Consider the following 25,011-nt stretch of genomic DNA (forward strand, 5'->3'; position numbering starts at 1 on the left):
TGCAGGATTATCCGCCCGACGCTCAGGACATTAGGTAGGTGGTGCAGCCGGTTTGATTTATTTTGTCTACGCCCTCTTAGAAGCCTTCCAGCACGATCTTGCCCTTCGCCTTGCCGCTTTCCAGCAGAGCATGGGCTCGACGAAGATTTTCTGCGCTGATGCGCCCGTAGTTTTCGCCAACGGTGGTGCGCAAGTCACCCGCATCAATGCGCCGCGCAATTTCGTTGAGGATGTTGTGCTGCTCTTGCATGTCCTCTGTCTCGTAAAGCGAGCGGGTGTACATCAGCTCCCAGTGCAACGACAGGCTCTTGCGCTTGAGCGGTACGGCGTCAAGCGTGGCCGGGTCATCGATCAGGCCCAGCTTGCCCTGAGGCTTCAGTGATTCGATGATTTGCTCGTAGTGCCGATCGGTCTGGGTCAGGCTAGCGACATGGCTGACTTGTGCGATACCGATGCGCTTGAGCTCCTCGCTGAGTGGCTTGGTATGGTCGATGACATGATGCGCACCAAGCTCGGTGACCCAGGTCTGGGTTTCAGGGCGCGAAGCCGTACCAATGATCGTCAACCCGGTTAGCTGACGCGCCAGCTGAGTCAGGATTGAACCCACCCCGCCTGCAGCGCCGATGATCAGCAGCGTTTCGCCCCGGTCGGTGGTATCGCGTGCAACACCGAGGCGATCAAACAGCAATTCCCAAGCGGTCAAGGAAGTCAGTGGCAATGCCGCAGCCTCGCTGAAATCCAGCGACTGGGGTATTGAGCCGACGATACGCTCGTCCACCAGTTGCAGCTCACTGTTGCTGCCCGGGCGGATCAGCGATCCGGCGTACCAGACCCTGTCACCGGGCTTGAAGAGCGTTACGTCGCTGCCGACCGACTTGACCACGCCGGCAGCGTCCCAACCGAGGATGCGCGGCTGGCTTTCGTCCTCGTGCGGTACGTAGCCCTGCCGCACCTTGGTATCGACAGGATTGACCGATACGGCCTTTACCTCTACGAGCAAGTCGCGCGGCCCCGGCACTGGCTCGGGTATATCGATCTCCACCAAGGCGTCGGGATGTTCAATAGGCAGGCATTTGAAGTGTGCAATGGCTTTCATTCGAAGATCCTCAGGAGATGCGATACATTTTCGTGATGGTGAGCTTTTCAGCAGCGCGTTCGATGAAAGGGAGCGCTGCCTGAAAATGCGGTGTCGCTTCGTGAGCAGTCAGCGCCGCTTCGTCCCGCCACTGCTCGATCATGTGGAAAGTGCGAGCCTGCTCGGCATCACGGTGGAAATCGTACTGGATGCAGTCCGCTTCGCTTCGGCTTGGGCCTTGCAGGCCCTGCAGCGTCTGCTCGAGCTCGACTTCGAAGCCGGCCTTGGCGACCAAGGTGGCAATCAGTGTCAGAGGGGTGGTCATCAAACCTCCTGTCTGTGTGCGATATGAAGAGGGAGCATTGGCTGGCACGGGTGTATCGAAGATGTCCATGCCGGCCATGCGGCCAAAAACCTGAATCCGGGTGAGAGCGCGACAACAATCTTGCCCACTTGGGCATTCGACCAAGTTGATAGCCCTAAGGCCACGCGAGCGCTCTCGCTCCGGCGGGATCACCTGTAGCGTTCAAGCCAATGGGCATAGGGAGCGGGCAAGGTCCAGGCAGCACGCTCTACACCCAGCGCCTGGGCGGCTGAATAGGACCAGTTAGGATTGCCCAGGTGCGCCCGGCCAATCATCGCCAGGTCCAGTTGACCACTTCTCACCGCTTCTTCGGCGACGCTCGGCGTGCCGAAGCCCCATGCCGAGGCCACCGCAATCCCCGTCTCGCGCCGTACCCGCTGGGTAACTTCGCCCATGAAACCGGGGGCCCAAGGAATGTTGGATTCAGGGATGGTGAACCCGATACTGACGCTGAGCAAGTCCAAACCACCGTCCTTGAAACGACGTGTCAGTTCGATAGCCTCTGACAAGGTCTGTTCATCCCGGCCGTCGTATTCGATAACACCCAGGCGAGCGGTCAGCGGCAAGTGCTCTGGCCATACTTCGCGAACCGCCGCCAGTGTTTCCAGCAGAAAGCGGCTACGGTTATCGAAGTTTCCGCCATAGGCGTCGTCACGAAGGTTGGAGTGTTCAGAGAGGAATGACTGGGCCAGATAGCCATGGGCGAAATGCAGCTCTAACCACTCGAAGCCAGCTTCACGTGCACGGCGAGCGGCTGAGACAAAATCCTCGCGCACCCGGGCGATATCCTCCAGCGTCATGGCTTTCGGCTGCTTGGCGAGCTGAGCGCCAAAGGCAACAGCCGACGGGGCGATGGTCTGCCAGCCACGCGAATCATCCTCGCCGATATGATCGTCACCTTCCCAAGGACGGTTCGCACTGGCCTTGCGCCCCGCGTGGGCAATCTGGATACCTGGCACTGCGCCGGCAGCCTTGATCGATTGCACCACCGGCACGAAGGCACGGGCGAGCTCATCATTCCAGATACCAGCGCAGCCAGGCGTGATCCGTCCTTCGGGTGACACGGCAGTCGCCTCGACGACCACCAGTCCTGCGCCGCCACGCGCGAGGGTGGCATAGTGCACAGTGTGCCAATCGTTGATCAGGCCATCATTGGCCGAGTACATGCACATGGGGGGAATCGCGATCCGGTTGCGAAGGGAGACATCCTTGAGCGTGAAAGGTTGGAACAGCGCAGACATTAGGTTTTTCTCCGAGGGATACTATTTCTCTTGTTCGATAATATTCGAACTATTGACATAGAGCAAACCCGTGTATGATTCGCTCATGCGCCCCTTCAAACACCTTCCTCTCAGTGAATTCGTTCTTGAGCGTCTGTTTTACGCCTTGAGCGACCCTGTACGCCTGGAGATTGTCCGGCGCCTCGCCGAGCTGGGAGAGGCCAGCTGTGGCGAGCTGGACGGTGGCCGTGCGAAGTCCACCATGTCCCACCATTTCCGGGTGCTGCGAGATGCCGGACTGGTTCAAACCCAGACCATCGGCACGACCCACATGAACTCGTTGCGTAGGGAAGACTTGAGTCACCGTTTTCCGGGCCTGCTGGAAACGATCCTGTCCCAGTACGACGAAAAAGGAAGATGAGGCTCACGGGTGTTTTTCCACCCAACTCTTTCAGCGCGCGCTCTGCGCAAAAACACGCGGATCTGAGAAGCAGTTGACCAGGTGGTCGTACACCAGCCTCACTCTCGGTGCCACGGGCCCTGATTGCGGGCGATACATGATCAATTCGGAAGGCGGCGGGGCATCGTGTTGCATGAGCTCGACCAGTCGCCCTTCAGACAGATAGGGTTCTGCCAGATAACCGGGCATTTGCCCAAAGGCGATTCCCGCCAGAACAATCTCTCGCTCGGTTTCTGGATCGTCGCAGGTAAATGCCGGGGAGGCAGGCAGGAACGTTTGCCCCTCGGCAAGCACCCACGGCCAGGGGCGGCCGTTTTTGCGATCGATCAGCATCGACAGGGGCAAGCGTTTGAGATCCTCGATGCTGCCAGGGCATTGCACGGTGTCGAGGAGTGACGGCGCCGCGACGATTTTCAGGTCGACATGGGCCACCGTTCTGGCGATATAGCGCCGATCCCGCACAGCTCCAACACGAATACCGATGTCAATCTTGTTGGCCACCGCGTCGGTGAGCTGGTCATCCAGGCTCAGGTCGATGCTCAGGCCGGGATTCTCCCGCATCAGCGGTTTCAGAAACTCAATCAGATACAGCTTGCCAATGGCGTGGGGGGCCGTGATGCCGACGACGCCTTTTGCCTCCTGTTTACTGTTGGCGATAAACAACTGATCCACCCGTTCCAGGGTTTCCCGGGCTTGCAAGGCGAGTTTGGCACCAAAAGCGGTGACGTGAACCTGCCGCGTGCTGCGGTGGAACAACAGCTCCCCAAGCGTGCGCTCCAGTTCTTTGATGGCGCGTGTCACGGTCTGCGGAGAGGTGCCGAGGCGGGTGGCTGCATCGCGAAACGTGGTCGATTGCGCCGCCACCGAAAAGATCCGAATCAGCTCCATGCGATTGAGCATTGGCGTCAACTCCCGTTCCAGAAAATGGAATTCTCAAATCCGAACTCTTCCATTTTCTGACGAATAAAACCAGCGCAGACTGCGCTCATCAACCCAAACAGGTCTCAACAGGAGCGCTGAACATGAGTAAAAACATCCAGGGTAAAGTGGTCGTTATCACCGGTGCGAGTAGCGGTCTGGGCGAAGCAACGGCGCGTCATCTGGCAGCGCTCGGCGCCCATGTAGTGCTTGGCGCCCGTCGCCAGGATCGTCTGGACGCGATTGTCCGGGAGATCGCCGCAGCAGGCGGCAAGGCGATTGCCCATCCGATCGATGTCACAAACAAAGAGGACTTGTCTGCGCTGGTCGCCAAGGCTGTCGAGGCATTCGGTCGCATCGATGTGATGATCAACAATGCAGGGCTGATGGCGATCTCTCCGATTTCGCAGCTGCGCGTCGAAGAGTGGGATCGCATGATCGACATCAACATCAAGGGCGTGTTGTATGGCATCGCGGCCGCGTTGCCGCTTTTCGAACAACAGGCCAGCGGTCACTTCATCAACATCTCTTCGGTTGCCGGCATCAAGGTGTTCAGCCCCGGTGGATCGGTGTACAGCGGTACCAAATTTGCGGTGCGCGCTATTTCCGATGGCCTGCGTCATGAAGTCGGCGGGAATATTCGCACGACGACCATCGAGCCGGGCGCGGTGGATTCCGAGCTCAAGTTCGGCAGCGGGCACCAGCCGAGCGCCGAGGTCGTTGGCGAGTTTTACAAGAAGGCCATCCCGGCTGATTCGGTTGCACGGGCCATCGCTTACGCGATCGAGCAACCTGCCGATGTCGATATCAACGAGATTGTTCTGCGTCCGACGGCGCAAGACTTCTGATAGTTAACCTGTGCCGTTTGTGCCCTTGCGCAAAAGCACGGGCGCGAGCGACTAAGCTTTAGCACTATTGAATACTTCGAATGTCTGGCCTGGAGCCAAACTTCCACGCAAGCCAACCAATATCGGTGATATCAACCCGTTTGTTTTTACCGTGAAGGCGGGAAGCTTTACCGCCGCGGCGATTACACTGGGCATGGACCCGCATTGTTCGCTTGGAGGACCGGATGGGCGCACGGTTGCTCAATCGCACGACGCGCAAACTGAGCCTGACAAACGAGGGGCAGATTGCGTATGAGCGCTGGCGGCAGATTATCGAGGATCTTGATGAGGTCGAGGTGACCATGGTCCGGGCCGTGGGCGGCCGACCGGTACCTTTAAACTCACGGTCCCGCTGTCCTTTGGTCAGCGCCATGTCCTGCCGATCCTTGATGCCTATCTGAAGCAGTGGCCTGAGCTGCACGTGGAGTTGTGGTTTACCGATCGCTTTGTCGACGCCCTTTTTACCACAGATGTAGCCGACTCCTCATCCTTCCCAGGAGCGTCATCCCGTTTTTCAACGCCTGTTTCAACCAGAAGCACTCACTATCGGTCCGATTTTGCCCCTGGAAACCCATCCCGGCCGAGCGGCCCCGACCATGCGCGGTCATTTCGAGATGGCGCAACGCGTCGAAGCGCTGGACTTTGGTGCGCTCTGGATGCGTGACATTCTTTTCTACGATCCGGATTATGGCGACGTGGCGCAGATGTTCGAACCGCTGGGCCATCCACAGCCAGCCAAGCGCCTATGCCAACAGCCAGCCGATGATGGTCCTCACCGACACGGCCGTGTTCCCAATAATGTGAATATAAGCAGCTCGCATGTTGTGGTCACGGCTATCCACTTCAAGGTTGTTGTGAGCATGCTCCGTGAATTCGACGGTCCGTTCACTAGATGGCAGAGCAACGGCTACTTTTGAACCCATGCGGCTCCGGAATTTCGCTGGTGGTTTCCAGAAAGCCGGCTGTCTGCATAGTTAAACACTTGCCGCGAACCGTCCTGGCGTATCGTCGTAACAGTGACATAGCCGGCCGAGAGAATACCATTCATCCGGAAGTCACTGTTGATAGGGGGGGGCGAGCCTGTGAAAAGCTTACCATTGACTGGTCTAATCCCATTCAGTCTGGAATCTTCAGCATGCGAACTGTCGACATCCAGCAGGCAAGAATAAACCTGTCCCAGCGTTGATGAGGCTGTCAAAGGATGTCATTCCTGATTTCCAAGTCCGGCAGGCGGCTCTCCTCATCTGTTGTACGGAGTTGGTAATATCGGGCCGTGTTGGCAGCGGGTGCCACCTTAAGTTGTAGGCTGGTTTCTACGGAGAGCGGCGGTGCAGTGGCGGTGAGTCGGGCGAGAACATTTAGGATGTGATCGGCACTCAGGGCGCCAGACAATCCTCGCAAGCGCCAATCGATTTCGCGCGTGCCGCGCTCAGCGCTTCACACAGGGGGACCGAAGGTCCCGACTCAAGCACCAGTTCTACCGCTACCAGCACCGGGTCGAGACCAGCGATGGGCACAGCAGCCAATACCTACGTCATAATTTGATCACCGTTGCTGTGATGTCTCAGGCCCCGCTTGAGAAGCCGCAACGGAGTGGGCAGATCAGCAAACGGCGTGCCATTGCACAGTGCACTGGGTTTGCGTTCGATGAGTGGGATGTAATGCTGCCAGTCAAAACTGACCTGATCTCGATCAAATAGGCACTCGTGGCTGGCAATCATCGTGTCATCGGCGATGACCCTGATCCGGGAGGGATATAGACGGCTGCTGACCCACTGGCCGACTCGCTCACACGGCACCGAATCGCGATTTCGTGCCACGCAGATCAGGCAGGTGCTGGAGACCCTTACGGTGTGCTCGACGTAGCCATCAAAGGCGGTCGGCATCCATTTCGACCCGCTCCAGCTCCAAAACGTCCGCCACCGTCAGCCCGTTGCACTAGGGGTGTAGCAGCTCGCTCCAGAGCGCACGCACGACAGCGTTGGCCCAGCCAGGCATTCAGTTCCTCGAGGGTGTGGAACATGCAGTTTGAGCGTCAATCCAGATGCGCCGTCGACTGCCTTGAACGTTCTTATCGACAAGAGGGTTGGCCGGGATTCGCACCAAATTCGCCAAAATGCAATTAAGCTTATGATTTAAAAGCTAAAACTGAATCTTGTAGTCAATCGGTTTGATCTTCCGATCGAGGTCCAGGGTGTAGTCGCCGAAACGATTGATATGACTCGTCCGATGCGGCGACAGCGCCTTGAGCACCGCCTCATCCACTGGGTGTCCCTGCCGCTGCAGATCCTTGAGCACCCTTGACATTTCCTGCACGTTGTGCAGGATCACCAGATTCGCCACTAGGTGGTTGTACTTGATGACTTTGCGCTGCTCATGCCGCACGTTCTCGGCAATGATGCCCTCTCCGCCGAAGAACAGCCACTTAGTGAAGTTGTTGAACTCTTCGCTCTTGTTGGTGGCTGCGTGGATGTTCCGGCGGAGTTCGATATCGTTGATGTAATTCAGCAGGAACATCGTACGCACCACGCGGCCGAGCTCGCGGAAGGCGAAGTACAGCTTGTTTTTCCGGCTGTAGGTCCCCAGTCGGCGCAGGATCATTGAAGGTGTGATCTTGCCGGCTTTGATCGAGATGGCTACTCGAAGCATGTCTGGAACGTGGCGCTCAATCAGCGCCCAGTCGATGGAGGCTCTGAACAGGCTGTTGATATGGCGATAGTGGCTTCCCTTCTCCGGTTTGAAGAAAACGAGCTCCTTGATATTGCGAATTCTCGGCATCAGCTGGATACCGAGCAGATGCGCTAGACCAAACACAGGGGCATTCTGGGCCTGGGTATCACCATGCACGGTGTCCGGCTGAATATCCGAGTCGTTTTTGACCAGGCCATCCAGGATGTAAACCGCCTCGTAGACCCCGCAGGGAATGAAGCGGCTGAACAGGGCGATATACATGTCGGAAACATGGTAGTAGCCGATACCGCCGTAACCACCGTAGCGGATGTGGTACTCGGAAAGCAGATTCTGTTCGTAGACATTCCACTTGGTGCCGTCCGCGGAGGCGGCCTTTCCGCTCCCCCAATATTGCGGCAAGGCAAAGCGGTTGTAGGCGTTGATAGCCGCCACGATGGCCTTGTCAAGCCGCTCTTCGGTGACGTGTTTGAGATTAAGCCAGGCCACTTGTTTGCGACTGAAACCTTTAACCGAACGCGCGGTTTGGGATGCGCCTAGGTTGCAGCCATAGCAGAAAAGTGTGGTGATGAAACGCTTACGTGGCTCATCGAGCTTGGCCTCGAAGCCAGAAAGCGGGCCAAACAGGCGGTGCAGGTCAAGCCAACGCTCTGTTTCAGTCAGTACGTCCAAGATGCTTTTGGGTTCGGCGGTTGCCGTGATGGCTTGATCGATGATGGGCAGCTGGGGCGGCGGCTCCCTTCGTTCGGTTCGCCGAATCAGCAGCCCGGATTCAGTCAAATCCACATGCTCGTTATCCGGAAAGTGGTCGTCGACCGTTTGCGCGAGCGCGCTCAACTGGTTGCGCAGGCCTTGGGTGAACGCGGCCGGATTGACGTCCATGCCCACCAGTTCGCCGTAGCGCAGCACTTCCTCCTGATACTCATCCCAGCTCACCAGGTGTTCGCGGTAATCGTCGTATTGATCACTGTGCTAAACGTAGAGGTCGCCGGATTTCAACTCCTGCATAACCTGAGAGAAGATGCAGAGCTCAAAATACTTACGGTGAATCAAGGTCTCACTGCTGGCGGTGTCGCCCTTGGCGAAGATCAGTTTTCGCCACTTTTCGGGCAGCCCCTCCAGCGCCATTTCGGCAAACTCGTCCGCGCCGAGCGTGAGGTATTCGCGGTGGCTGTTGCGATGCCGCTGCAGCCAGTCAACCGCCTGCAACAGCGCGTCGTCCTGCGAGCTGGACTTGAGTGCGAGCACGTCCAGGCACTGAAACAGTAACGAGCGCTTGCTGCGGTATGGCTGCAACATGAACGGATAATAGTTGTTGCCGGCGAAGGCCATGTGCTCATCGCACTGGACGATCCAGGAGGCAGGATCGCCCTCAAGGGTTTCGTCGACCTGTGCGAGTCGCTCATCTGACGGCAAAGGCGCTTGTAGGACGGTGAGCACCTCCCGGAATTGACCGATCAGCCGATCCACCTGCTGGACATGGGTCAGGTGGTACTGCTGCAAGCGTTCTTCGGCAATCCGGTGCAGGCTGCGCAGGGTCTTGATGAAGATTTCGGCCACGTCATCCATGGCCTTCTGCAGTTGCGACTGCACCATGAGCACGGCCAAGGTGTAGCGCTTGTTGGCCTTCATCGCCCGCATTTCGGCGATATCGAGCGCTCGCGCTTCCAGTACCATCTGGGTGCGCTTGCTGATCGCGATATTCGTCAGCAAGGGAAGTCCATCGGCCAGCTCGATCAGTCCGTTGATATGCTTGAGAAAGCTTACAACCTCACGAGCGCCGGGACGCTTCGGTTCGCGCTTGAGGCCATCCCATGCACTGCGCCCCTGGGGCTCCAATAGCTGATCCAGCCGCGCCGTGGCAGAGGCTGGCAATGCATTGGCGACACTCTGATAAATCGACTCGTTGACGCTGGCACGGGCCTGCTGGGCCAGACGGCTGAGCCGTGTAAAACCCGGGAGTTCATAACGGCGGCGAACCAGCTCTTCAATGAGGATGTTGATGATGTCGGGTAGTTCCTGCTTCGAGGTGGCGGCTTGATGAGCGACCTCGTCCAGCCACTGATCGCCCTCGGCATCCAGCACCTGAATGCCCAGATGCACGCGAAGCCGCTGCTGGTGGCGTGGTTTGCTGCCGGATTGGTCGTAACGCTGCAGGGCGACCTTGGCGGGAACTCGCAATCCTGCAAGGCGGCAGACATGTTCAAGGATTGCCGGTGGCGTGGCTGCGAGTGGAAGGAAATAGCCGAGCCGTTGCAGGAGTTTCAGCTGGATCAGGAGGCAGACGCGCGTAGGGGCTTGCCGATACCAGCCAAAGATCAAGACTTTCTCCTGGGGGCCGGGTGTGTATATCGCGCCGAGTTCCTGTGGGCTGAACTCGGTTTTAAGACGCGGATAGGCGGTTTCTTCCAGTCGACTCATGGATCTTGCTGACGCCGTAATAGCGAGCCTGCCGCGTTTTCTTCGAAGGCGCCGGCCTCCTCGATATAGCCGTGCACGGTGCCATCATGCCGCCAGCCACCCTGGCGCTTGATCTCGAGAAAGTCAGCACCGGCGCGATGGGCGCTGGTTGCCAGTCCACGGCGCAGACTGTGGCTGCTCATCTCTGGGGCATGCGACAGACGCGCTTCCTGGGCGCGAGCCGCCAGTATGGCATTGACGCTACCCACGTTCAGCGGAGCAGCCCCGACTACACCCCAGCGGCTGATGCGGCGGAACAGCGGGCCTTGCTCAATCTGAGCGGTATCCAACCAGCACCGCAAAGCCTTGGCTGGGCAGCAGATGTTGTCGCCGTAGGGGATCGCCTTGTCCAAGCCCTGACCCTCCTGGTCGGTCTTGGAGCGCGGCAGCGTGATCCGTAGACCTTCCCGCTCCCACTGCAGGTAGTGCACTTCCAGCATGACCAGTTCGCTGCGTCGGAACGCGCCGAAGTACCCCACCTGTATCAATGCGCTGTCACGCAGCGCCGCGAGCCCGTCGAGCGTGGCCAGGTGCGTCACGATCAGGTCGAGATCTTCCAGCAGTAAGGCTTTGGCTTTCTGCCGCGGGCGCCCGTGCACTCGCTCGATACCGCGCAAGGTCTTGCGTACGGTGGCGCTGGCGGTCGGGTCAGGAAAGCCCTGAAAGCGGTGCCATTGCCCCAGCGCGGTCAGGCGCAGGGACAAAGTGCGCGGGTTCAACGCTTCTGCGAAGGTCAGCAGGTAATGAATCACCGTGGCTTCATCGCACGGCAGCACGCCGCCGCAGGCCTGAAAGTGGCGAATGGCCGAGCGGTAGGTTCGGCGGGTGTTGTCGGAGGTGGCGGCCGCGAGAAAGCGCTGGTAGCGCTGGGCCAACTGCTCCGGGGTAGCGAGCGTACCGTTGGTACGCGCAAGGGCTGCTCGCTCGTCGAGCAGTAACGGGGTGGCTATTTCATCGTTATTTCTTGTAGTCATCAAGAAACGCCTGTTTAGGCCGTGCGTACTGCGGATTATAGAAGCGAATGCCGAGCGTGAACGCCTAACTCGCGATAACCACGCTTATCGTCGGTTCGCCGAGGGTTTCGCCGGGCTGTTCTATTCTGTACTTAAACTGCAGTATTACGTTTCCATACTACGGTACGAAAAAATCCGAGGTGCTTATGGCCCGCCCAGGGATCATGTATGTCCACGTCGCCGCCGCCGCCGCCCAACTCGTTGCTCAAGGCAAAAATCCAACGATCGACAGCGTCCGCGAAGCCTTGGGCGGAACCGGCAGCAAGAGCACCATCGCGCCGCTGTTAAAACGTTGGAAAGCAGCCCACCAAGACACGGTGGCGCACGCGGAGCTTGGACTGCCTGCCGAGCTGGTCCTGGCGTTGAAAGGGGTCTACGAAACAGTGCAGGCGCAGGCGACCCTCCAAGTCGAGCAGTCGGAGCAGACCCATCGCGAAGCCACCGCCGTGCTGCAGGAGCAGTTGCAGCAGGTTTTCAGCGAGCGGGACGCTTTACTCAACGCACAGGCGCAACAAAGTCAGGCGCTGGCCACCGCCCAAGCACGCAGCCAAGGGCTGGAAGAAACCGTGCAGCGGCAGGAAATCACCTTGGTCAGTCTGGGCAGCGAAAAGCTCGGGCTCGAACAGCGCCTGGTCGACCGCGTCGCGGAAATAGCCACACTGAGCCAACACCTGCAGCAAGCGCAGGGGCAGTTCGAGCATTACCAGGCATCGGTCGCGCAACAGCGCGCCGACGAGCGCCAGGCCGCGGAACAACGCCAGCAGCACCTGGAACAGGAGCTGACAGAGCTCCGCCAGCGCCTGCTCGCACAACAAACCCACCTGGGCGAACTGCACGCACAGGAACAACGCTGGGCGCAGGACCACGATCGACTGCAGAGCACCCTGCACACGTCCCAGGAGTCGCTGATCCTCAGCCGCAGCGCACAGGAGCAGTTGGCACGGCAACTCGCCGAGCTGAAACAGATCCATCAGGCACTGGAGCAGCGGCATGTCCAGGACGAACAGTGCTTGGCTGATACGCGGACGAAGTTGGCTGTGGCCGAGCGGGAGCGGCGTCTTCTGACAGACCGTTTCACCCAAGCAGAATCCCAGTTGACCGAACTTGCCAGAGAGCAACAACGTCTGCTCCAAGACAACGCGGTGTTAAACAGCCAACTTGTGGAACTCAGAACGTTGCCACCGAACCCGCCGTTGGCATCTTGAATGGGCGTTATGCAATGAGCTTGGAGAGTGTCTAGAAAATCAGGGGCGATTCACACAGCTGGGGCAAAGGACCGGGCACCGCTTGCGCAGCACCGTATCCGGCAAGAAACGCGTCATTGTTGACCTAGCCGGAGGGCACCACCTCAGCTTGCAACAGCGGCAGCACGACATGGCCGCCACCGAAGACCAGTAACCCGCTACGGAAGAAGGCATCCACCATTGCTACGGCATGACTCGGCAGCAGTTGGGCCAAGACAGGCAACCCCATCAGCAACGTACAGAACAGTGCTAGCCAGATCACTCCGGCACGCTGGCTTACCGCGATCGGCAGCGGATCGTGTGCGCAGTCCTGAGTAGGCTTGAACAGCAGCAGGCCAGCGATGGCAGCAGCAGCAATCATGCTGACCTGCCCCCACGCAGATGGCATAAGTAGGACGACACAGGCAGCAATCGCCATGCTGGTGACACGCAATACGTCCGGGCACAGGTTGCGTGCCCCATACAGCTTGGGCAACCACAGGTACTGCCACCACTTTCAGACCGTGGAGCGCTCCCGACGAGACGGCATCGCCTTAGTTAGATATACCCAGCGCGAACAGGACCAGGGCAATGGCTGAGGGCAGTGTGAATCCTGCCCAAGCCGCCATGGCTCCAGCGTAGCCCGAGCGGGACAGACCCAAGGCCATACCAATCTGACTGCTTGCAGGCCCTGGCAGGAATTGGCACAGTGCCAACAAGTCTGCATAACTGCGTTCGGACAACCAGCGCCGTCGTGTGACGAACTCGTCACGGAAATAGCCTAAGTGCACGATGGGGCCGCCGAAGGAGCTCAGTCCAAGGCGCAGAAAGATGAGAAAGACAGACCACGGGCTGTGGTGGTCAGTGTGGGTGTTTGTCATGCGTTTGCCTTCGTGCATGAAAGTAGCCGAAGGTTTGCCAGGTACCCGGCCGTCCGAGTGAGGCAAACCTGCTGGGCTGAATAGCTGGCGCTCTTGCGCCCAGGAGTAGTGCCAACGACACACCGAGCATGACCGTCAAAGAGCCTTCATTGGCCAGATTGACGCCATCAAGGCTTACGCCGGCATTGGCGAGCGCAAATAACGGCATGATTACATAGGCGACCCAGATGACCGGCGAAGAGCGAACCACGCCGTGGCGCACTTAGCGGATGGCAGCATTTTTTTCGACAGGGAGAGTTCATAGGCAGCGTAGATAGGGGGAGCAGGGACGGGCATAAAATTATTAAAATTACATATTTACAAATCTATATATGGCGAATAGCATTTGCATGTCCGTGAAGTAGCCACGCACCGGACACACAGACCGAAGCGACGTTGTAACGCGCGGGGCGGCTAACCTGCGCCAGCCAAGGGCTGGCTCGCTGCTCCCATCCCTCAATAGAAGGAGACCCAAAATGACCCGTGTTGTCCGTTTTCATCAGATCGGCGGCCCCGAAGTCTTGCAGATCGAAGAGCTCGAAGTTGGCGCTCCGGGCTCCGGCGAGCTGCGCATCCGCGTCGAGGCGATCGGCCTGAATCGCGCGGAAGCCATGTTCCGCTCGGGTGTGTACCTGGAGCCGACGCATCTGCCGGCCCGGCTCGGCTACGAAGCTTCCGGCATCGTCGAGGCGCTGGGCAGCGGCGTTCACGGCTTCGAGGTTGGCGAAGCGGTCAGCGTGATTCCGGCTTTTTCCATGAACAAGTTTGGCGTCTATGCCGAGCAGGCGATCGTGCCGGCCACGGGGGTTCTGAAGCGGCCGGCGGGCGTCGGCGCGGTGAAGGGGGCGGCGATCTGGATGCAGTATCTGACCGCCTATGGCGCACTGATCGAGATTGCCCAACTCAAGCGCGGTGATGCGGTGATCATCACGGCGGCTTCGAGCAGCGTCGGCTTGGCCGCGATCCAGATCGCCAACAGCGTCGGCGCCATTCCGATCGCGACGACCCGGACGCGCGCGAAGGAGGCGGCGCTACGCGAGGCGGGGGCGGCGCATGTGATCGCCACCGAGGAGCAGGACCTGGTCGCGGAGGTAATGCGGATCACCGACGGCCGCGGCGCGCGCATCGCCTTCGACCCGGTCGCGGGGCCGCAAGTCGAAACACTGGCGCAAGCGATGAGTCAGCAGGGCCTGCTTTTCATCTATGGCAATCTCAGCGGTCAGGAGACGCCGTTCCCGGCCTTGGTAGCGATGAACAAGGCCCTGAGCGTGCGCGGCTACACGCTGTTCGAACTGACCGGTGATCCGCAACGCTTGGCGCCTGCGCAAGCCTTTATCACGCGCGGCCTCGAGGCCGGACAGCTGAAGCCGATCATTGCCAAGACCTTCCCCTTCGAGCAGATCGTCGAAGCGCACCGTTACATGGAATCGAACCAGCAGTTCGGCAAGATCGTCGTCACGGTATCTCGGTAGAGGCAGTTCGTGAAAGACCAGGAGAGGGCAGAGTCGCCTTTCCCGCGACTGCGGAAATGACTCGACGCTGCCCCTTCATCCCCGCCACGCTGGAGCTGGGCGGCAAATCGGCGAATATCGCGTTGGGCTTACTGGAATACGTCACGCATGGTGATGTCGTCGTAACAACAGGAGGTACGTCATGGTCAAAGTAGCGTTGTTCGTTCGTCTGGAAGCAAAGCCTGGGAAAGAGAAAGAGGTAGAGAACTTTCTCTTGGATGGCCTTCCAATAGTGGAGGAAGAGCCAGCCACTACGGCGTGGTTCGGAATCCGCTTGGGGCCGTCCACCTTTGGCATCTTTGACGCCTTCCCGGATGAAGCAGGTCGGCAGGCTCATCTTTCGGGCAAGGTCGCAGCGGCGCTTATGGCAAAGGCTGCCGAGCTGTTTGCCAAACCGCCGTCAATCGAGAAGGTTGACGTCCTGGCGGCCAAGCTACCCGGCTAAGCAAACCCAACAAGGCGCTCCAGTCGCGTCCCTGCCGCTTTGCGGCGGCAGGGACGCGACTGGGCTTGGACGTCCACCGGCCTGTTCTAAACGGAGCGCTCGAGAGGTGCCTGTCCAGGCACTAGCATCTATTTATCTACAAACGCAAATATATAGGTAGTTACACATGAAAGATTCCATTCTTTTCGAAAGCACCACGCTGGGCCCCTACAGCCTGAAAAACCGCATCGTCCTGCCGCCGCTGACCCGTTCGCGTAGCTCGCAGCCAGGCAACATTCCCAATGACCTGATGGCGACCTACTACCGCCAGCGTACCGGTGCCGGCTTCATGGTCACCGAGGGCACCCAGATCGAGCCGCGCGGCCAGGGCTACGCCTGGACCCCGGGCATCCACAGTGCCGAACAGATCCTCGGCTGGCGCAAAGTGACCGATGCGGTACACGCCGAGGGCGGCACCATCTTCGCTCAGCTCTGGCATGTCGGCCGGGTCTCGCACACCTCGTTGCAACCCAATGGCGAAGCCCCGGTGGCGCCATCGGCGATCCCGGCCGAGGGCGTCAGCGTATTCATCGAGACAGGTCCCGGCACCGGCGCCCTGGCGCCGCCTTCGATGCCACGTGCACTGACCACCGCCGAGGTCAAGGAGCTGGTACAGCTCTATGCACAGGCCGCTCGCAACGCCCTCGACGCCGGTTTCGACGGCGTGGAAATCCACTCCGCCAACGGTTATCTGATCAACCAGTTCATTTCCGCGCACAGCAATCAGCGCGACGACGAGTACGGCAGCTCGTTGCAAAATCGCCTGCGCTTCCTCCGTGAGGTGACCCAGGCGGTGGCCGCGGTGGTCGGTAAAGACCGGCTCGGCGTGCGTTTCGCCCCGTTGTTCGCCAGCACCGACGAGGCCCGCGTATATCTCGGCCTGGTCGAAGAAAACCCACACGAGACCTATGTCGAAGCGGTCAAGGTGCTGGAAGAAGTCGGCATCGCTTACCTGTCGCTGGCCGAGGCGGATTGGGAAAACGCACCGGAGCTGCCGGAAAGCTTCCGCAGCGCGGTGCGCGAGGTCTTCAGCGGGCGCATCCTCTATGCCGGCAAATACACCGCCGAGCGAGGCAAGCGTGTGCTCGAGGCGGGCTGGGGCGATCTGGTCGCCTTCGGCCGTCCGTTCATCGCCAACCCGGACCTGCCCAAGCGGATTGCCAATGGCTGGCCGCTGAACCCGGTCGATCCGGCCAGCATGTACGGCGGAACCGCTGTCGGCTACACCGACTATCCGACCTATGGCGGATAGTCCGCTCGAGGTGCCGGCCCCCGAGCGATACGGTTCGGGGGCCGGCGCATTGTCGGTTGAGCGGGCATATCGTAATATAGCAAAAAATAGTTATCGTGCGTGACCTATGAGTATCGACGTAAGCGAAGCGCTGAAGGCGCTAGACAACCCAACACGCCTGAACATCCTCAGTTGGCTGAAGGATCCGCGTCATCATTTCCCCGAGCAGGAGGTGGATCCTGAGCAGGTCGGTGTCTGCGTGAGCATCATCCAGGATCGGGTAGGCCTGTCGCAGTCGACCGTCTCGCTGTATCTCGCTGCCTTGCAGCGGGCGCAACTGGTGACCTCACAACGCATCGGTCCCTGGACTTATTACAAACGCCATGAGCAGAACATCGCGGCGTTCCAGGTGGCCTTGAAAGCGCTGATTTGATGCCTGCTCGCAGGCGTTTTTTCAGCCCTTCAAAATCTATATTTTGAAATATGTAGGAGAGAAGATGTTAACTCCGAATTCCATTCCCTATCAGCAACAACCTGGCTTTCAGCACACCTACCGCCAAGGCCGCCTGAGCCTAGGTCTTTTCTTCCCCCTCGAAGCCTTTACCGGCGATACGCCGAGTATGCTCGACCAAGTGAACCTGGCCCAACGCGCCGAGAAGCTGGGTTTCTCTGCCCTCTGGTTTCGCGACGTGCCGTTACGCGACCCCAGCTTCGGTGATTCGGGCCAGGTCTTCGATCCCTGGGTCTACCTGGGTTTTATGGCGGCACACACTCGCTCGATTGCGCTGGGCACCGCGTCGGTCATCCTGCCAATCCGCAATCCCCTACACACCGCCAAGGCCGCAACTAGTGTCGATCAGCTCAGCGGTGGCCGCCTGTTACTCGGCGTGGCTTCCGGTGACCGTCCAGTAGAGTTTCCGGCATTCGGTGTCGACCCGGAGCAACGCGACAGCCTGTTCCGCGAATACCTCAAGGTATTTCGCGAGGTTCAGCGCAGCAGTTTCGTGCCTTTGACCTGGTCCGGCGGCACGCTTGAGGGGGCCGATCTGATTCCCAAGCCGACGACGGCGGAAATTCCTTTCTTCGTCACCGGCCATAGCCGCCAGACGCTGGAGTGGATCGCCCGCTGCAGTCATGGCTGGATCAGCTATCCGCGTGCACCGAAGACTCAGCAGCTGATTGTCGAGGACTGGCGCAAGGCGGTTCGTGCCGAATGTGGTGAACTGTTCAAACCCTTCACCCAGTCGCTATACATCGACCTGACAGATAACCCGCAGACACCACCTCGGCCGATCCACCTGGGCTATCAACTGGGGCGACATCACCTGATCCCGCTGCTGCACAGCTTGCAGGAGATCGGCGTTAACCATGTGATCATCAATTTGAAATACGGCCAACGCCCCGCAGGTGAGGTCATTGAGGAACTCGGTCAGTTCGTTCTACCTGACTTCGTCATGTCAGCATAAGCCGGCGTGGTGAGGCATCAAATCATTATCCGTGGGGATTGCTCATGAGTTTCAAGGCAGTATTGCTTAACAAGGACCAGCAGGGGTTCTCTGCTCGTTTGACTGAGCTTGGTTGATACCACGGCCGCTGGCGATTCGTTCAACGCGGGTTATCTCGCCAGCAGGCTGGACGGCGGCACTCCACAACATGCAGCTGCCGAAGGCCATAGGCTGGCCGGGCGGGTGATTCAGTATCCGGGGGCATTGATTGCAAGGGAGGTGATGCCGGATTGACAACATGTAGCCGTTTGACTCCGGCCGGAATGGCTCAGGTAACGTCGCGGTGAAGCTGGTAGGCGATGCTACGCAACGGCACTGATAATCAACCGGATCGGGCAACTGCCTGACCCATTCATCCCGAAAGAAGCACCCTCATACCGCGATTGCGAAGCAACCCGAACAATAGTAAACCGGTCGAACCGGCGTCGGCAAAACCCTCGAATGACCAGGTGCGTAAAGTACGTAATAGCAATTGGGAACCGACGCGCGAATAGCCCATCATGGCTCTGCTGGTGCAGATGTCACTCGTCTATCAGAGGTCGGTGACCAACCCTCCGCAGCCCACGTGACCTATCAAAGGGTCAGCGAAGTACCATCAAATAGACACCGCAGGCGAGTGCCATTAGCCCAGCCGGGATGGCCAGCAAGGAGATCCGGTCGATCAGCTTGGACTGATAAATGACATCGGCGAGGTCGTCTGTCTCTGCGGATGCACGTCGCTTCAGTACGGGCACAAGGCACAGTGCATTGCCGAGAACAGCGATGCCTCCTGCCACAACTTTTAGGGCATAAATGCCGTCGAAGCGCGCAGGCTCGATGAGCAGCAATCCGGTCACCAGCACCACGCTGAAGGCGGGCATCTCGAAGAACAGATCGATCTGGCTGTGCAGCCTGGCGACTGTGAAGCCCTGACTCCGACTCTGTGCTCGGGTGCGTTCAAGCAGGTACTCGACCGCTACGACGCCCAGCCAGAAGGCCACGGCGAAAAGATGTAGTTGAAGCAAAAGGTTAAATCGCATGGTGTTCTCCTCAGTCCCTGATCAAACCTGGCGTCTTAGTTGGTGCATCGGAGCGTCTGTCGGGATGATCGCGCTCAAGAAAGCGACGCAGCCCCTCGCGGGTCTCGGGTTGATGGATGGAACGGTTGAAGCACTCCGCCTCGATGCGCAAGCCCTCAGCCAGGGGTTGACCATAGCCGCGGATCGCGGCCTCCTTGTCCGCGCACATGGCGGGTTGAGGGAGGGCACAGAGGAATTTGGCCAGCTCCATCGCACGCTCCAGTGAGCGCCCTTTGGGGACCACTTCATTGGCCAAGCCAATGGAGAGGGCTTCAGAGGCCGAGATGACCTTGCCTGTCAGGATCAGCTCCATTGCCCTGCCCAACCCCACGATGCGCGGCAGGCGTTGGCTGCCGCCATCGGCCAGGCCAATGTTCCAGCGGCGACAGGTCACACCGAAGGAGGCGTGCTCCTCGGCGATGCGCATGTCTGCGAAGCAGGCCCATTCCAGGCCGCCGGCGTAGGCAGCGCCATTCACAGCAGCGATCACGGGCTTGTAGATGTCCGTCCAACGGCTGGGTCCGAGAATACCCGGGCGCTCGCCGCGGTCGTGCGCAGCAATCTCGTCCGCGGTGGAAGGCACCAGGTCAAATCCTGCCTCAAGGTCTCCACCGGTACAGAAAGCTTTGTCGCCGGCACCAGTGATGATCGCAACCAGAGCACTCTGGTCATCCCGGAAACGTGTCCAGGCCTCCACCAGCTCCAAGTGGGTGGTTGGCCCAATGCAGTTGCGCTTGTCTGGGCGATTGAAACGGATGACCCTGATAGGGCCGTGTGTCTCGTAGTCGATTTGGGTAAAAGCCATAGCAGCTAGCCCTCTTGTTATTGTTCTGTGCGGATGATCAATGCCACGCCACGCGCTGATTGAGCGGGAAGCGCAACCGTGGGTTGTAGACCGCGCGTTCTCCCGGCATCCCGACCGCCAGCAGCATGACTGGGATTGCGCCTTTCGGAACGGGCAGCACCTGCTTCAGACGCTTCTCATCGAAGCCCTCCATGGGGCAGGTGCTGTAGCCGTGGCTCTGGAACGCCAGCATCAGGTTCTGCGCCGCCAGCGCTGTCGACTTCACGGCCCAGAGTCGCATCTGTTCCAGGCTATTGGGCGTGCGCATGACGGGGCGCCTGAAGCCCATCAGCCTGACCATCTGTCGTTTGAGCAAACCGCGCCAACCCAACCAGCCCTGGTTGTACTGGAATGGGGCGCTGTTCTTGTAGAAATGCTCAATCGCCTTGGGCACAGCGGGTTCTGGCCAAAGCCTGAGTACATCGGCACATGCCTGTTCCCAGGTGTTCGAATGTGCGAACACGGCAATGATCAGCGGTGCTTTCGCAGCGCTCTGGCCCAAACACACAGGCTGCAGTTGTTGCAGGAGATCGGGATTGCGTACGACATGAAAAGACCAAGGCTGCAGATTGCATGAGCTAGGTGCCAGCATTGCCAGCTCCAGGCACTCCTGGATAACCGCCTTGGGCACCGCTTCGGCCGTGAAACGTCGCACTGCGCGCCGACTTTCGACCAGTGAGCGGAATACCTTGGCGGATGCAGAAAACTCTGTGCGTGGCGCGGTGGTGCTCATCAGCGGCATCCCGTGCCAGCGCGACTTTGCGTCGTTGTACTGTTGCTCTGCGCCGCAAACCAGTTGAGCACCTCGTCCCAGGCATCCGTAGCTGAAGCCCGGAAATACCCCATGTGACCGATGGGGTGCTTTTTCGTCTCGGGATGGAGATCACGCGTCAGCAACGGAGCATTGCGATAACCCTTGAGGAAGGCGTCTCGCGAGGCAGGAGGCGCCCATGGGTCATCCACCGCATTGGCGAAGACGCAGGGCATGCGGACTTCTGCATAAAGGCTGGCGACCGGAGCCATTGAGGGATCGTCGAAGAAGTAATGGGGGTGGGCACACCAGCGCCGCCAGTCTTTGTAGACACCCAGCGGCAGGTCATCGCCCATCCCCAGCATGCTCCAGGCCATGTAGCCCTTGTACGCGACGATCAGCGGCAGAACACAAGACCACAGCAGGCGAACCTTGAAGGCTTCAAGCCTGGGCATCCACCCGGCCCATCCGGCGCCAGTACCGAAGCAATAGGCAGAAGTGATCTTGTGATGATTGGGCAGCAAGCCCAGAGCATGCCCACCAAAGGAGTGGCCGACCCAGAACAGCGGAGTCCTGCCATCGTCCATGTGCTCAACGGCTGCTGCCAGATCGCGAAAGCCCCAGTCCAGGTAGGACATCTCGAAACCTTTCAGGGATGTGGGCCTGGACTCTCCGATACCTCGGTAATCGACAGTCAGGACGTTGAAGCCTTGTTTACTGGCATGCTCGGCGAAGCGGCGGTAGAAACGCTGTTGCACACCGGTCGCACCGGCCATGATCAGGTTGCCCTTCAGATTGCCCTGTGCTGAATAGCGGGTGGCGGCGAGGCGGTAGCCGTCGTCGGCCACTAGCGTCAGTTGATCAATCACCGAGAAGGTGGCGGCTGAATTAGGCAGAGTCATTCAGAGCACTCCTGCTGTTCTGCGCCAACCAGTTCTTTTCGGAGAATCTTGCCCACATTGCTCTTGGGCAAGTCGTCTCGGAAGATGATGCGGCGGGGACGCTTGTAGCTGACTAGATACTTTTCGCAGTGTGCGATCACGTGGGCCTCATCCAGATAGGGTTGGCGACGAACGACGTAGGCGATGGGTATTTCTCCGGCCTTCTCGTCAGGAGCCGGCACGACCGCCGACTCCATCACCCCGGGGTGAGCATTCAGAACTCGCTCGATCTCCGAAGGGAAGACTTTGAATCCCGAGGAAATGATCATTTCCTTTTTGCGGTCGACCAGGCGCAGATAGCCGTCCGGGTCGAAGAGACCGATGTCCCCCGTGCGGAAGAAGCCATCGCTGGTGAATGCAGACGCGTTTTCTTCGGGCCGTCGCCAGTAACCGGCCATGATGGCGGGGCTGCGCACACATATCTCGCCGGCACCGACGGTGACCTCGTCGTCATTCTCGCTTCGTAGGGAAATTTCAATTCCCGCTACTGGCAAACCTACCGAGCCGGGGCGGGAGCGTCCGGCCGGGTTGCAGGAAATCAGTCCGGTTTCAGTCATACCGTAGGCTTCGGTGATATGGCAGCCAGTGATCCGGTGCCAGAACTTGGCCGTGGACTCGCTGACCGGCATGCCCGCACCGAGGCAGAGAGCGAGGTCCGTGAAGTCCTGCGAGTGAAATTCTTCGTTCTCCAGGAGCGAGTTGTAGAGGGTGTTGACGCCGGGGAAACTGCTTATGCGGTGCCGGGACCACTCTTTGACAAACGCCGTGGTATCGCGTGGATTCATCACCAATACCGCTTTACCGCCTTTGGTCAGGGTGAAGAGCAGATTGCCCAGGCCGAGAATGTGGTAGAGCGGCACCGCGAGCAGCAACACGTAATCCGGCTCGGCCCTGCCTAAAAGATGCGGACGCAGAGCCGAATGCTGTTGGCCAACGTTGAACAGCAAAGCCCGATGACTGATGGGCACTCCTTTGGGCTGCCCTGTAGTGCCACCGCTATAGATTATGAAGGCCGTCTGCTCGGCTGTAATGGGCGCGCGTTGACTTAGTTTGGTCGCACGAGTCGCTACGACCTTGCGCCAGTCGACGGCTCCTTCTATGCGGGTGAACTTACTACCCAAGCGTCGATGAGCTACCCAATTAACCAATGTCCGTCGCCAGCCTAGTTGATCACCTGGGGCGACTTGCACAGCAATACTTACACCGGCCTTGAGCATGGCCTGCTGGACACCCTGGCCCATGGGTTCGAAGAGAAATACAGCTTTGACTTCACTGTCCTTGAAAACCTGCGCCAGCTCCTGCGGCGTATACAAAGGGTTCACACAGACGGCGATCAAACCCGCCCGGATTATTCCCAGGCACGCCACCGGATGGGCGAGCATGTTCGGCAAAGCGACTGCAACCCGAGCTCCCGGTTGCAGCCCCTGGTTGATCAACCAGGTCGCTACCGCAGCACTCAGATTCTGTAATCGCTCGTAGCTTATGTTGGCACCCATTGCCGACACGGCCGGGGCTTTAGGCGTTTTCATAGCGCTACGCTGCAGCAGCTCTTCTATGGTGCAAACCCCAAGGTCAGCAAGCTCGCTGCCACTCTGCCGGGTACTGACTAACTTCAGTTTCTCATTATCTTTTTTATTTGAACGATTCATCTGTGGTCCGCCCTAGCAGAGTTGGATCTGTTCGAGCAGCCCAAGACGCGATGCATTGCGCTTCAGCTTTTCGATAAGTGAAGGAACACGTACTTCGGCTTCGGAAAAATACAGACGGGCCAGGGCAGGTTTGCTTCTGAGGAATTTTTCATCAGAAGTTGACGGCGCGGCGGCATCCGCGATCCATGCCCACAAATAGCCAAAAACAACGGTACCCAGCAGTTCAAGGAAGTCCGGCGCAACCAAACCCACAACGTCCCGGTTGAAAACCGTATCGACCGATAGTTGCTGAACCAATGGTTCGAACTCGGCCCCCCATGACGCCAAGGTCGTGACGACCCCTTCCAGTCCTGGACGCTGGCGCAGACGCTCGGCTAGCGCGGGGATGTGGCTGAGGAAGATCCCCAAGCGCTGTCCCTGATCGCTCAGGGTCTTGCGCCCCAGCAAGTCCAGAGACTGGATGTAGTTTGTGCCTTCATAGATCGGACAGATGGCCGCATCGCGCAGCAGCTGCTCCATGCCGGTTTCGACGATGTAACCGTGCCCACCGAACAGCTGGAGAGCGGACGAGATATGTGTACCCGCGTGCTGAGACAGGTAGCCCTTGACGATGGGGGTCAACAACTCTGCCAGCTGTGAGGCCTGCTTACGTCGCGCGTCATCCGGGTGGCAACGCGCTTCATCAAGCAGGGTGCCGACCCAGGCGCAGAGCAAGCGTGCTGGCTCAATAAACAGCCGCTGCTGAACAAGGCTCGACTTGACGCCAATATGACTTAACAGAGGGTCAGCGGGTTGATCGGGGTGCGTGGCACCATTCAGCGCGCGGCCTTGCAAGCGCTCCTGGGTGTAGCGCAGCGCGTTCTGGTAAGCGACCTCGGTCAAACCTACGGTTTGGACACCGACGGCGAGCCGTGCGCTGTTCATCAGCAGGAACATGCAGGCAAGGCCACGGTTCAATTCGCCGACGCGGTAGCCCCTGGCATTCTCGAATGCCAGGGCGCATGTGGCGTTGGCACGAATGCCATGCTTGTGCTCAAGCGCGATGACCGACACCCCGTTGGCTGAGGCAGGAACCTCCAATTGGTATTTCGGCACGACGAATAGGCTGAGGCCGCCAGTACCTGCCGGGGCCCCTTCCGTTCTGGCGAGCACCAGGTGAACGATGTTCTCGGTCAGGTCGTGATCGCCGTTCGAGATGAATATCTTGGTTCCACTCAGGAGGTAGGAGCCGTCCGACTGTGTGACTGCAGTCGTGCGAATCAAACCAAGATCGCTGCCAGCCTGAGGCTCGGTAAGGCACATGGTGCCAAGCCATTCGCCACTGGCTAGCTTGTCGGAAAACAGGGATCGAACCCGCTCATCGCCGAATCGGTCGACACAACGGAGAACACCTTCGCGCACGTTGGCGAAAATGCTGAAAGACAGGTTGGTGGAGGCGAGCATCTCGTCAAAAAAGACACCTGCCGTTCCTGGGAAACCTTGCCCCCCAATGGACAGTGGGACCGTCAGAGCAGGCCAGCCGTTCTCCTGAAACAGGCGGTAAGCTGACTTGAAGCCCTGTGGGGTTTTGACCCCACCCTGTTCAAGCCTGCAACCCTCGGCATCGCCGCTGCCGTTCAAGGGCAGCAGTTGCTCTTGGGTGAGCTCGGCACCGACCTCCAGAGTGGCCCTGAACAGGTCGGCGTCGATATGGTGGTGCTCTGGCAGCAGAGGCAACAGCTCTGAAAGTCGAAGAACCTTGTGAGCGAGGAAGTTGAACTCCTCCAGTGGTGCTTGGTACTGCAGCATCTCTTGCCCCTGCCTTATTGG

The 25,011-nt window shown here is 59.1% G+C and carries 20 protein-coding genes and 6 pseudogenes; 11 read left to right on the plus strand and 15 right to left on the minus strand.

Annotated features, from left to right (window positions below; translation table 11 throughout):
* Positions 1 to 76: 76 nt before the first annotated feature.
* From K5E40_RS02295 to K5E40_RS02305, 3 genes are all read right to left on the minus strand, one after another.
* The gene (locus tag K5E40_RS02295) at positions 77 to 1,096 is read right to left on the minus strand and encodes a zinc-binding alcohol dehydrogenase family protein (RefSeq protein ID WP_017737781.1); all 1,020 of its coding nucleotides are present in this window, start codon (positions 1,094 to 1,096) and stop codon (positions 77 to 79) included.
* Positions 1,097 to 1,106: 10 nt separating this feature from the next.
* Positions 1,107 to 1,478, minus strand: coding sequence for a putative quinol monooxygenase (locus tag K5E40_RS02300; protein ID WP_260455480.1), 372 nt, complete (start codon positions 1,476 to 1,478; stop codon positions 1,107 to 1,109).
* Positions 1,479 to 1,588: 110 nt separating this feature from the next.
* Positions 1,589 to 2,680, minus strand: a complete 1,092-nt coding sequence (locus K5E40_RS02305) for an NADH:flavin oxidoreductase/NADH oxidase (RefSeq protein ID WP_026136919.1) — start codon at positions 2,678 to 2,680, stop codon at positions 1,589 to 1,591.
* 85 nt (positions 2,681 to 2,765) lie between these two features.
* Between K5E40_RS02305 and K5E40_RS02310 the strand changes: the two genes are divergently transcribed.
* The gene (locus K5E40_RS02310) at positions 2,766 to 3,080 is read left to right on the plus strand and encodes a helix-turn-helix transcriptional regulator (RefSeq protein ID WP_017737778.1); all 315 of its coding nucleotides are present in this window, start codon (positions 2,766 to 2,768) and stop codon (positions 3,078 to 3,080) included.
* A 30-nt stretch (positions 3,081 to 3,110) separates the two neighbouring features.
* Here K5E40_RS02310 and K5E40_RS02315 read toward each other — a convergent pair whose 3' ends face one another.
* Complete coding sequence (locus K5E40_RS02315) at positions 3,111 to 4,019, minus strand: LysR family transcriptional regulator (RefSeq protein ID WP_034113320.1); 909 nt, start codon at positions 4,017 to 4,019, stop codon at positions 3,111 to 3,113.
* A gap of 122 nt (positions 4,020 to 4,141) precedes the next feature.
* Here K5E40_RS02315 and K5E40_RS02320 point away from each other — a divergent pair, with 122 nt between their 5' ends.
* From K5E40_RS02320 to K5E40_RS34850, 3 genes and pseudogenes are all read left to right on the plus strand, one after another.
* Positions 4,142 to 4,885 carry an SDR family oxidoreductase gene (locus tag K5E40_RS02320; RefSeq protein ID WP_017737776.1) on the plus strand — a complete coding sequence of 248 codons (744 nt, stop codon included), beginning with the start codon at positions 4,142 to 4,144 and terminating at the stop codon, positions 4,883 to 4,885.
* A 67-nt stretch (positions 4,886 to 4,952) separates the two neighbouring features.
* Positions 4,953 to 5,444 (plus strand): annotated as a pseudogene (locus tag K5E40_RS02325) (LysR family transcriptional regulator); the annotation flags it as partial.
* Between the two features lie 76 nt (positions 5,445 to 5,520).
* The gene (locus K5E40_RS34850; protein WP_017737775.1) at positions 5,521 to 5,841 is read left to right on the plus strand and encodes a hypothetical protein; all 321 of its coding nucleotides are present in this window, start codon (positions 5,521 to 5,523) and stop codon (positions 5,839 to 5,841) included.
* Between the two features lie 277 nt (positions 5,842 to 6,118).
* On the opposite strand, the pseudogene K5E40_RS02335 reads toward K5E40_RS34850, so the two are convergent.
* From K5E40_RS02335 to K5E40_RS02345, 3 genes and pseudogenes are all read right to left on the minus strand, one after another.
* A pseudogene (locus tag K5E40_RS02335) lies at positions 6,119 to 7,006 on the minus strand (Mu transposase domain-containing protein); the annotation flags it as partial.
* Between the two features lie 60 nt (positions 7,007 to 7,066).
* A pseudogene (locus K5E40_RS02340) lies at positions 7,067 to 10,033 on the minus strand (Tn3 family transposase).
* A complete protein-coding gene (locus tag K5E40_RS02345; protein WP_260455481.1) occupies positions 10,030 to 11,046 on the minus strand; it encodes a site-specific integrase in 1,017 nt (338 codons plus the stop codon). Before K5E40_RS02345 ends, K5E40_RS02340 begins: the two are co-directional and overlap by 4 nt.
* Before the next feature lie 185 nt (positions 11,047 to 11,231).
* On the opposite strand from K5E40_RS02345, the gene K5E40_RS02350 reads away from it, so the two are divergent.
* The gene (locus tag K5E40_RS02350; RefSeq protein WP_050558305.1) at positions 11,232 to 12,290 is read left to right on the plus strand and encodes a DNA-binding protein; all 1,059 of its coding nucleotides are present in this window, start codon (positions 11,232 to 11,234) and stop codon (positions 12,288 to 12,290) included.
* Positions 12,291 to 12,354: 64 nt separating this feature from the next.
* On the opposite strand, the pseudogene chrA reads toward K5E40_RS02350, so the two are convergent.
* Together chrA and K5E40_RS34855 are read right to left on the minus strand one after the other, a co-directional pair.
* A pseudogene (gene chrA / locus K5E40_RS02355) lies at positions 12,355 to 13,189 on the minus strand (chromate efflux transporter); the annotation flags it as partial.
* 97 nt (positions 13,190 to 13,286) lie between these two features.
* Positions 13,287 to 13,415: pseudogene (locus K5E40_RS34855) on the minus strand (Na+/H+ antiporter NhaA); the annotation flags it as partial.
* 289 nt (positions 13,416 to 13,704) lie between these two features.
* On the opposite strand from K5E40_RS34855, the gene K5E40_RS02365 reads away from it, so the two are divergent.
* From K5E40_RS02365 to K5E40_RS02390, 6 genes and pseudogenes are all read left to right on the plus strand, one after another.
* Positions 13,705 to 14,700: a zinc-dependent alcohol dehydrogenase family protein gene (locus K5E40_RS02365; RefSeq protein WP_032902064.1), complete on the plus strand. Its 996-nt coding sequence runs from the start codon at positions 13,705 to 13,707 to the stop codon at positions 14,698 to 14,700.
* A gap of 181 nt (positions 14,701 to 14,881) precedes the next feature.
* Positions 14,882 to 15,184, plus strand: coding sequence for a putative quinol monooxygenase (locus K5E40_RS02370; protein WP_032902063.1), 303 nt, complete (start codon positions 14,882 to 14,884; stop codon positions 15,182 to 15,184).
* 166 nt (positions 15,185 to 15,350) lie between these two features.
* On the plus strand, positions 15,351 to 16,475 hold the full coding sequence (locus K5E40_RS02375) for an alkene reductase (protein ID WP_032902060.1): 1,125 nt from the start codon (positions 15,351 to 15,353) through the stop codon (positions 16,473 to 16,475).
* Positions 16,476 to 16,581: 106 nt separating this feature from the next.
* Entirely contained in the window at positions 16,582 to 16,887 is a 306-nt protein-coding gene (locus tag K5E40_RS02380; protein WP_017735055.1) for a helix-turn-helix transcriptional regulator, read from the plus strand.
* 64 nt (positions 16,888 to 16,951) lie between these two features.
* Positions 16,952 to 17,920, plus strand: a complete 969-nt coding sequence (locus K5E40_RS02385; RefSeq protein ID WP_044275553.1) for an LLM class oxidoreductase — start codon at positions 16,952 to 16,954, stop codon at positions 17,918 to 17,920.
* 108 nt (positions 17,921 to 18,028) lie between these two features.
* Positions 18,029 to 18,193: pseudogene (locus K5E40_RS02390) on the plus strand (PfkB family carbohydrate kinase); the annotation flags it as partial.
* A gap of 347 nt (positions 18,194 to 18,540) precedes the next feature.
* Here K5E40_RS02390 and K5E40_RS02395 read toward each other — a convergent pair.
* The 6 genes from K5E40_RS02395 to K5E40_RS02420 are packed head-to-tail and all read right to left on the minus strand — an operon-like array spanning position 18,541 to position 24,990.
* The gene (locus tag K5E40_RS02395; RefSeq protein WP_032902057.1) at positions 18,541 to 18,978 is read right to left on the minus strand and encodes a hypothetical protein; all 438 of its coding nucleotides are present in this window, start codon (positions 18,976 to 18,978) and stop codon (positions 18,541 to 18,543) included.
* Between the two features lie 10 nt (positions 18,979 to 18,988).
* Positions 18,989 to 19,822, minus strand: coding sequence for an enoyl-CoA hydratase/isomerase family protein (locus tag K5E40_RS02400; protein WP_032902055.1), 834 nt, complete (start codon positions 19,820 to 19,822; stop codon positions 18,989 to 18,991).
* Positions 19,823 to 19,859: 37 nt separating this feature from the next.
* Complete coding sequence (locus K5E40_RS02405) at positions 19,860 to 20,594, minus strand: nitroreductase family protein (RefSeq protein WP_032902085.1); 735 nt, start codon at positions 20,592 to 20,594, stop codon at positions 19,860 to 19,862.
* The gene (locus K5E40_RS02410; RefSeq protein WP_032902053.1) at positions 20,594 to 21,514 is read right to left on the minus strand and encodes an alpha/beta fold hydrolase; all 921 of its coding nucleotides are present in this window, start codon (positions 21,512 to 21,514) and stop codon (positions 20,594 to 20,596) included. The genes K5E40_RS02405 and K5E40_RS02410 overlap by 1 nt, the downstream gene beginning before the upstream one ends.
* On the minus strand, positions 21,511 to 23,202 hold the full coding sequence (locus K5E40_RS02415; protein WP_032902052.1) for an AMP-binding protein: 1,692 nt from the start codon (positions 23,200 to 23,202) through the stop codon (positions 21,511 to 21,513). The genes K5E40_RS02410 and K5E40_RS02415 overlap by 4 nt, the downstream gene beginning before the upstream one ends.
* A gap of 12 nt (positions 23,203 to 23,214) precedes the next feature.
* Positions 23,215 to 24,990, minus strand: a complete 1,776-nt coding sequence (locus K5E40_RS02420) for an acyl-CoA dehydrogenase family protein (RefSeq protein ID WP_050587209.1) — start codon at positions 24,988 to 24,990, stop codon at positions 23,215 to 23,217.
* Positions 24,991 to 25,011: the final 21 nt, after the last annotated feature.

The organism is Pseudomonas baetica (genome assembly GCF_019733355.1).
Lineage (GTDB): Bacteria > Pseudomonadota > Gammaproteobacteria > Pseudomonadales > Pseudomonadaceae > Aquipseudomonas > Aquipseudomonas baetica_A.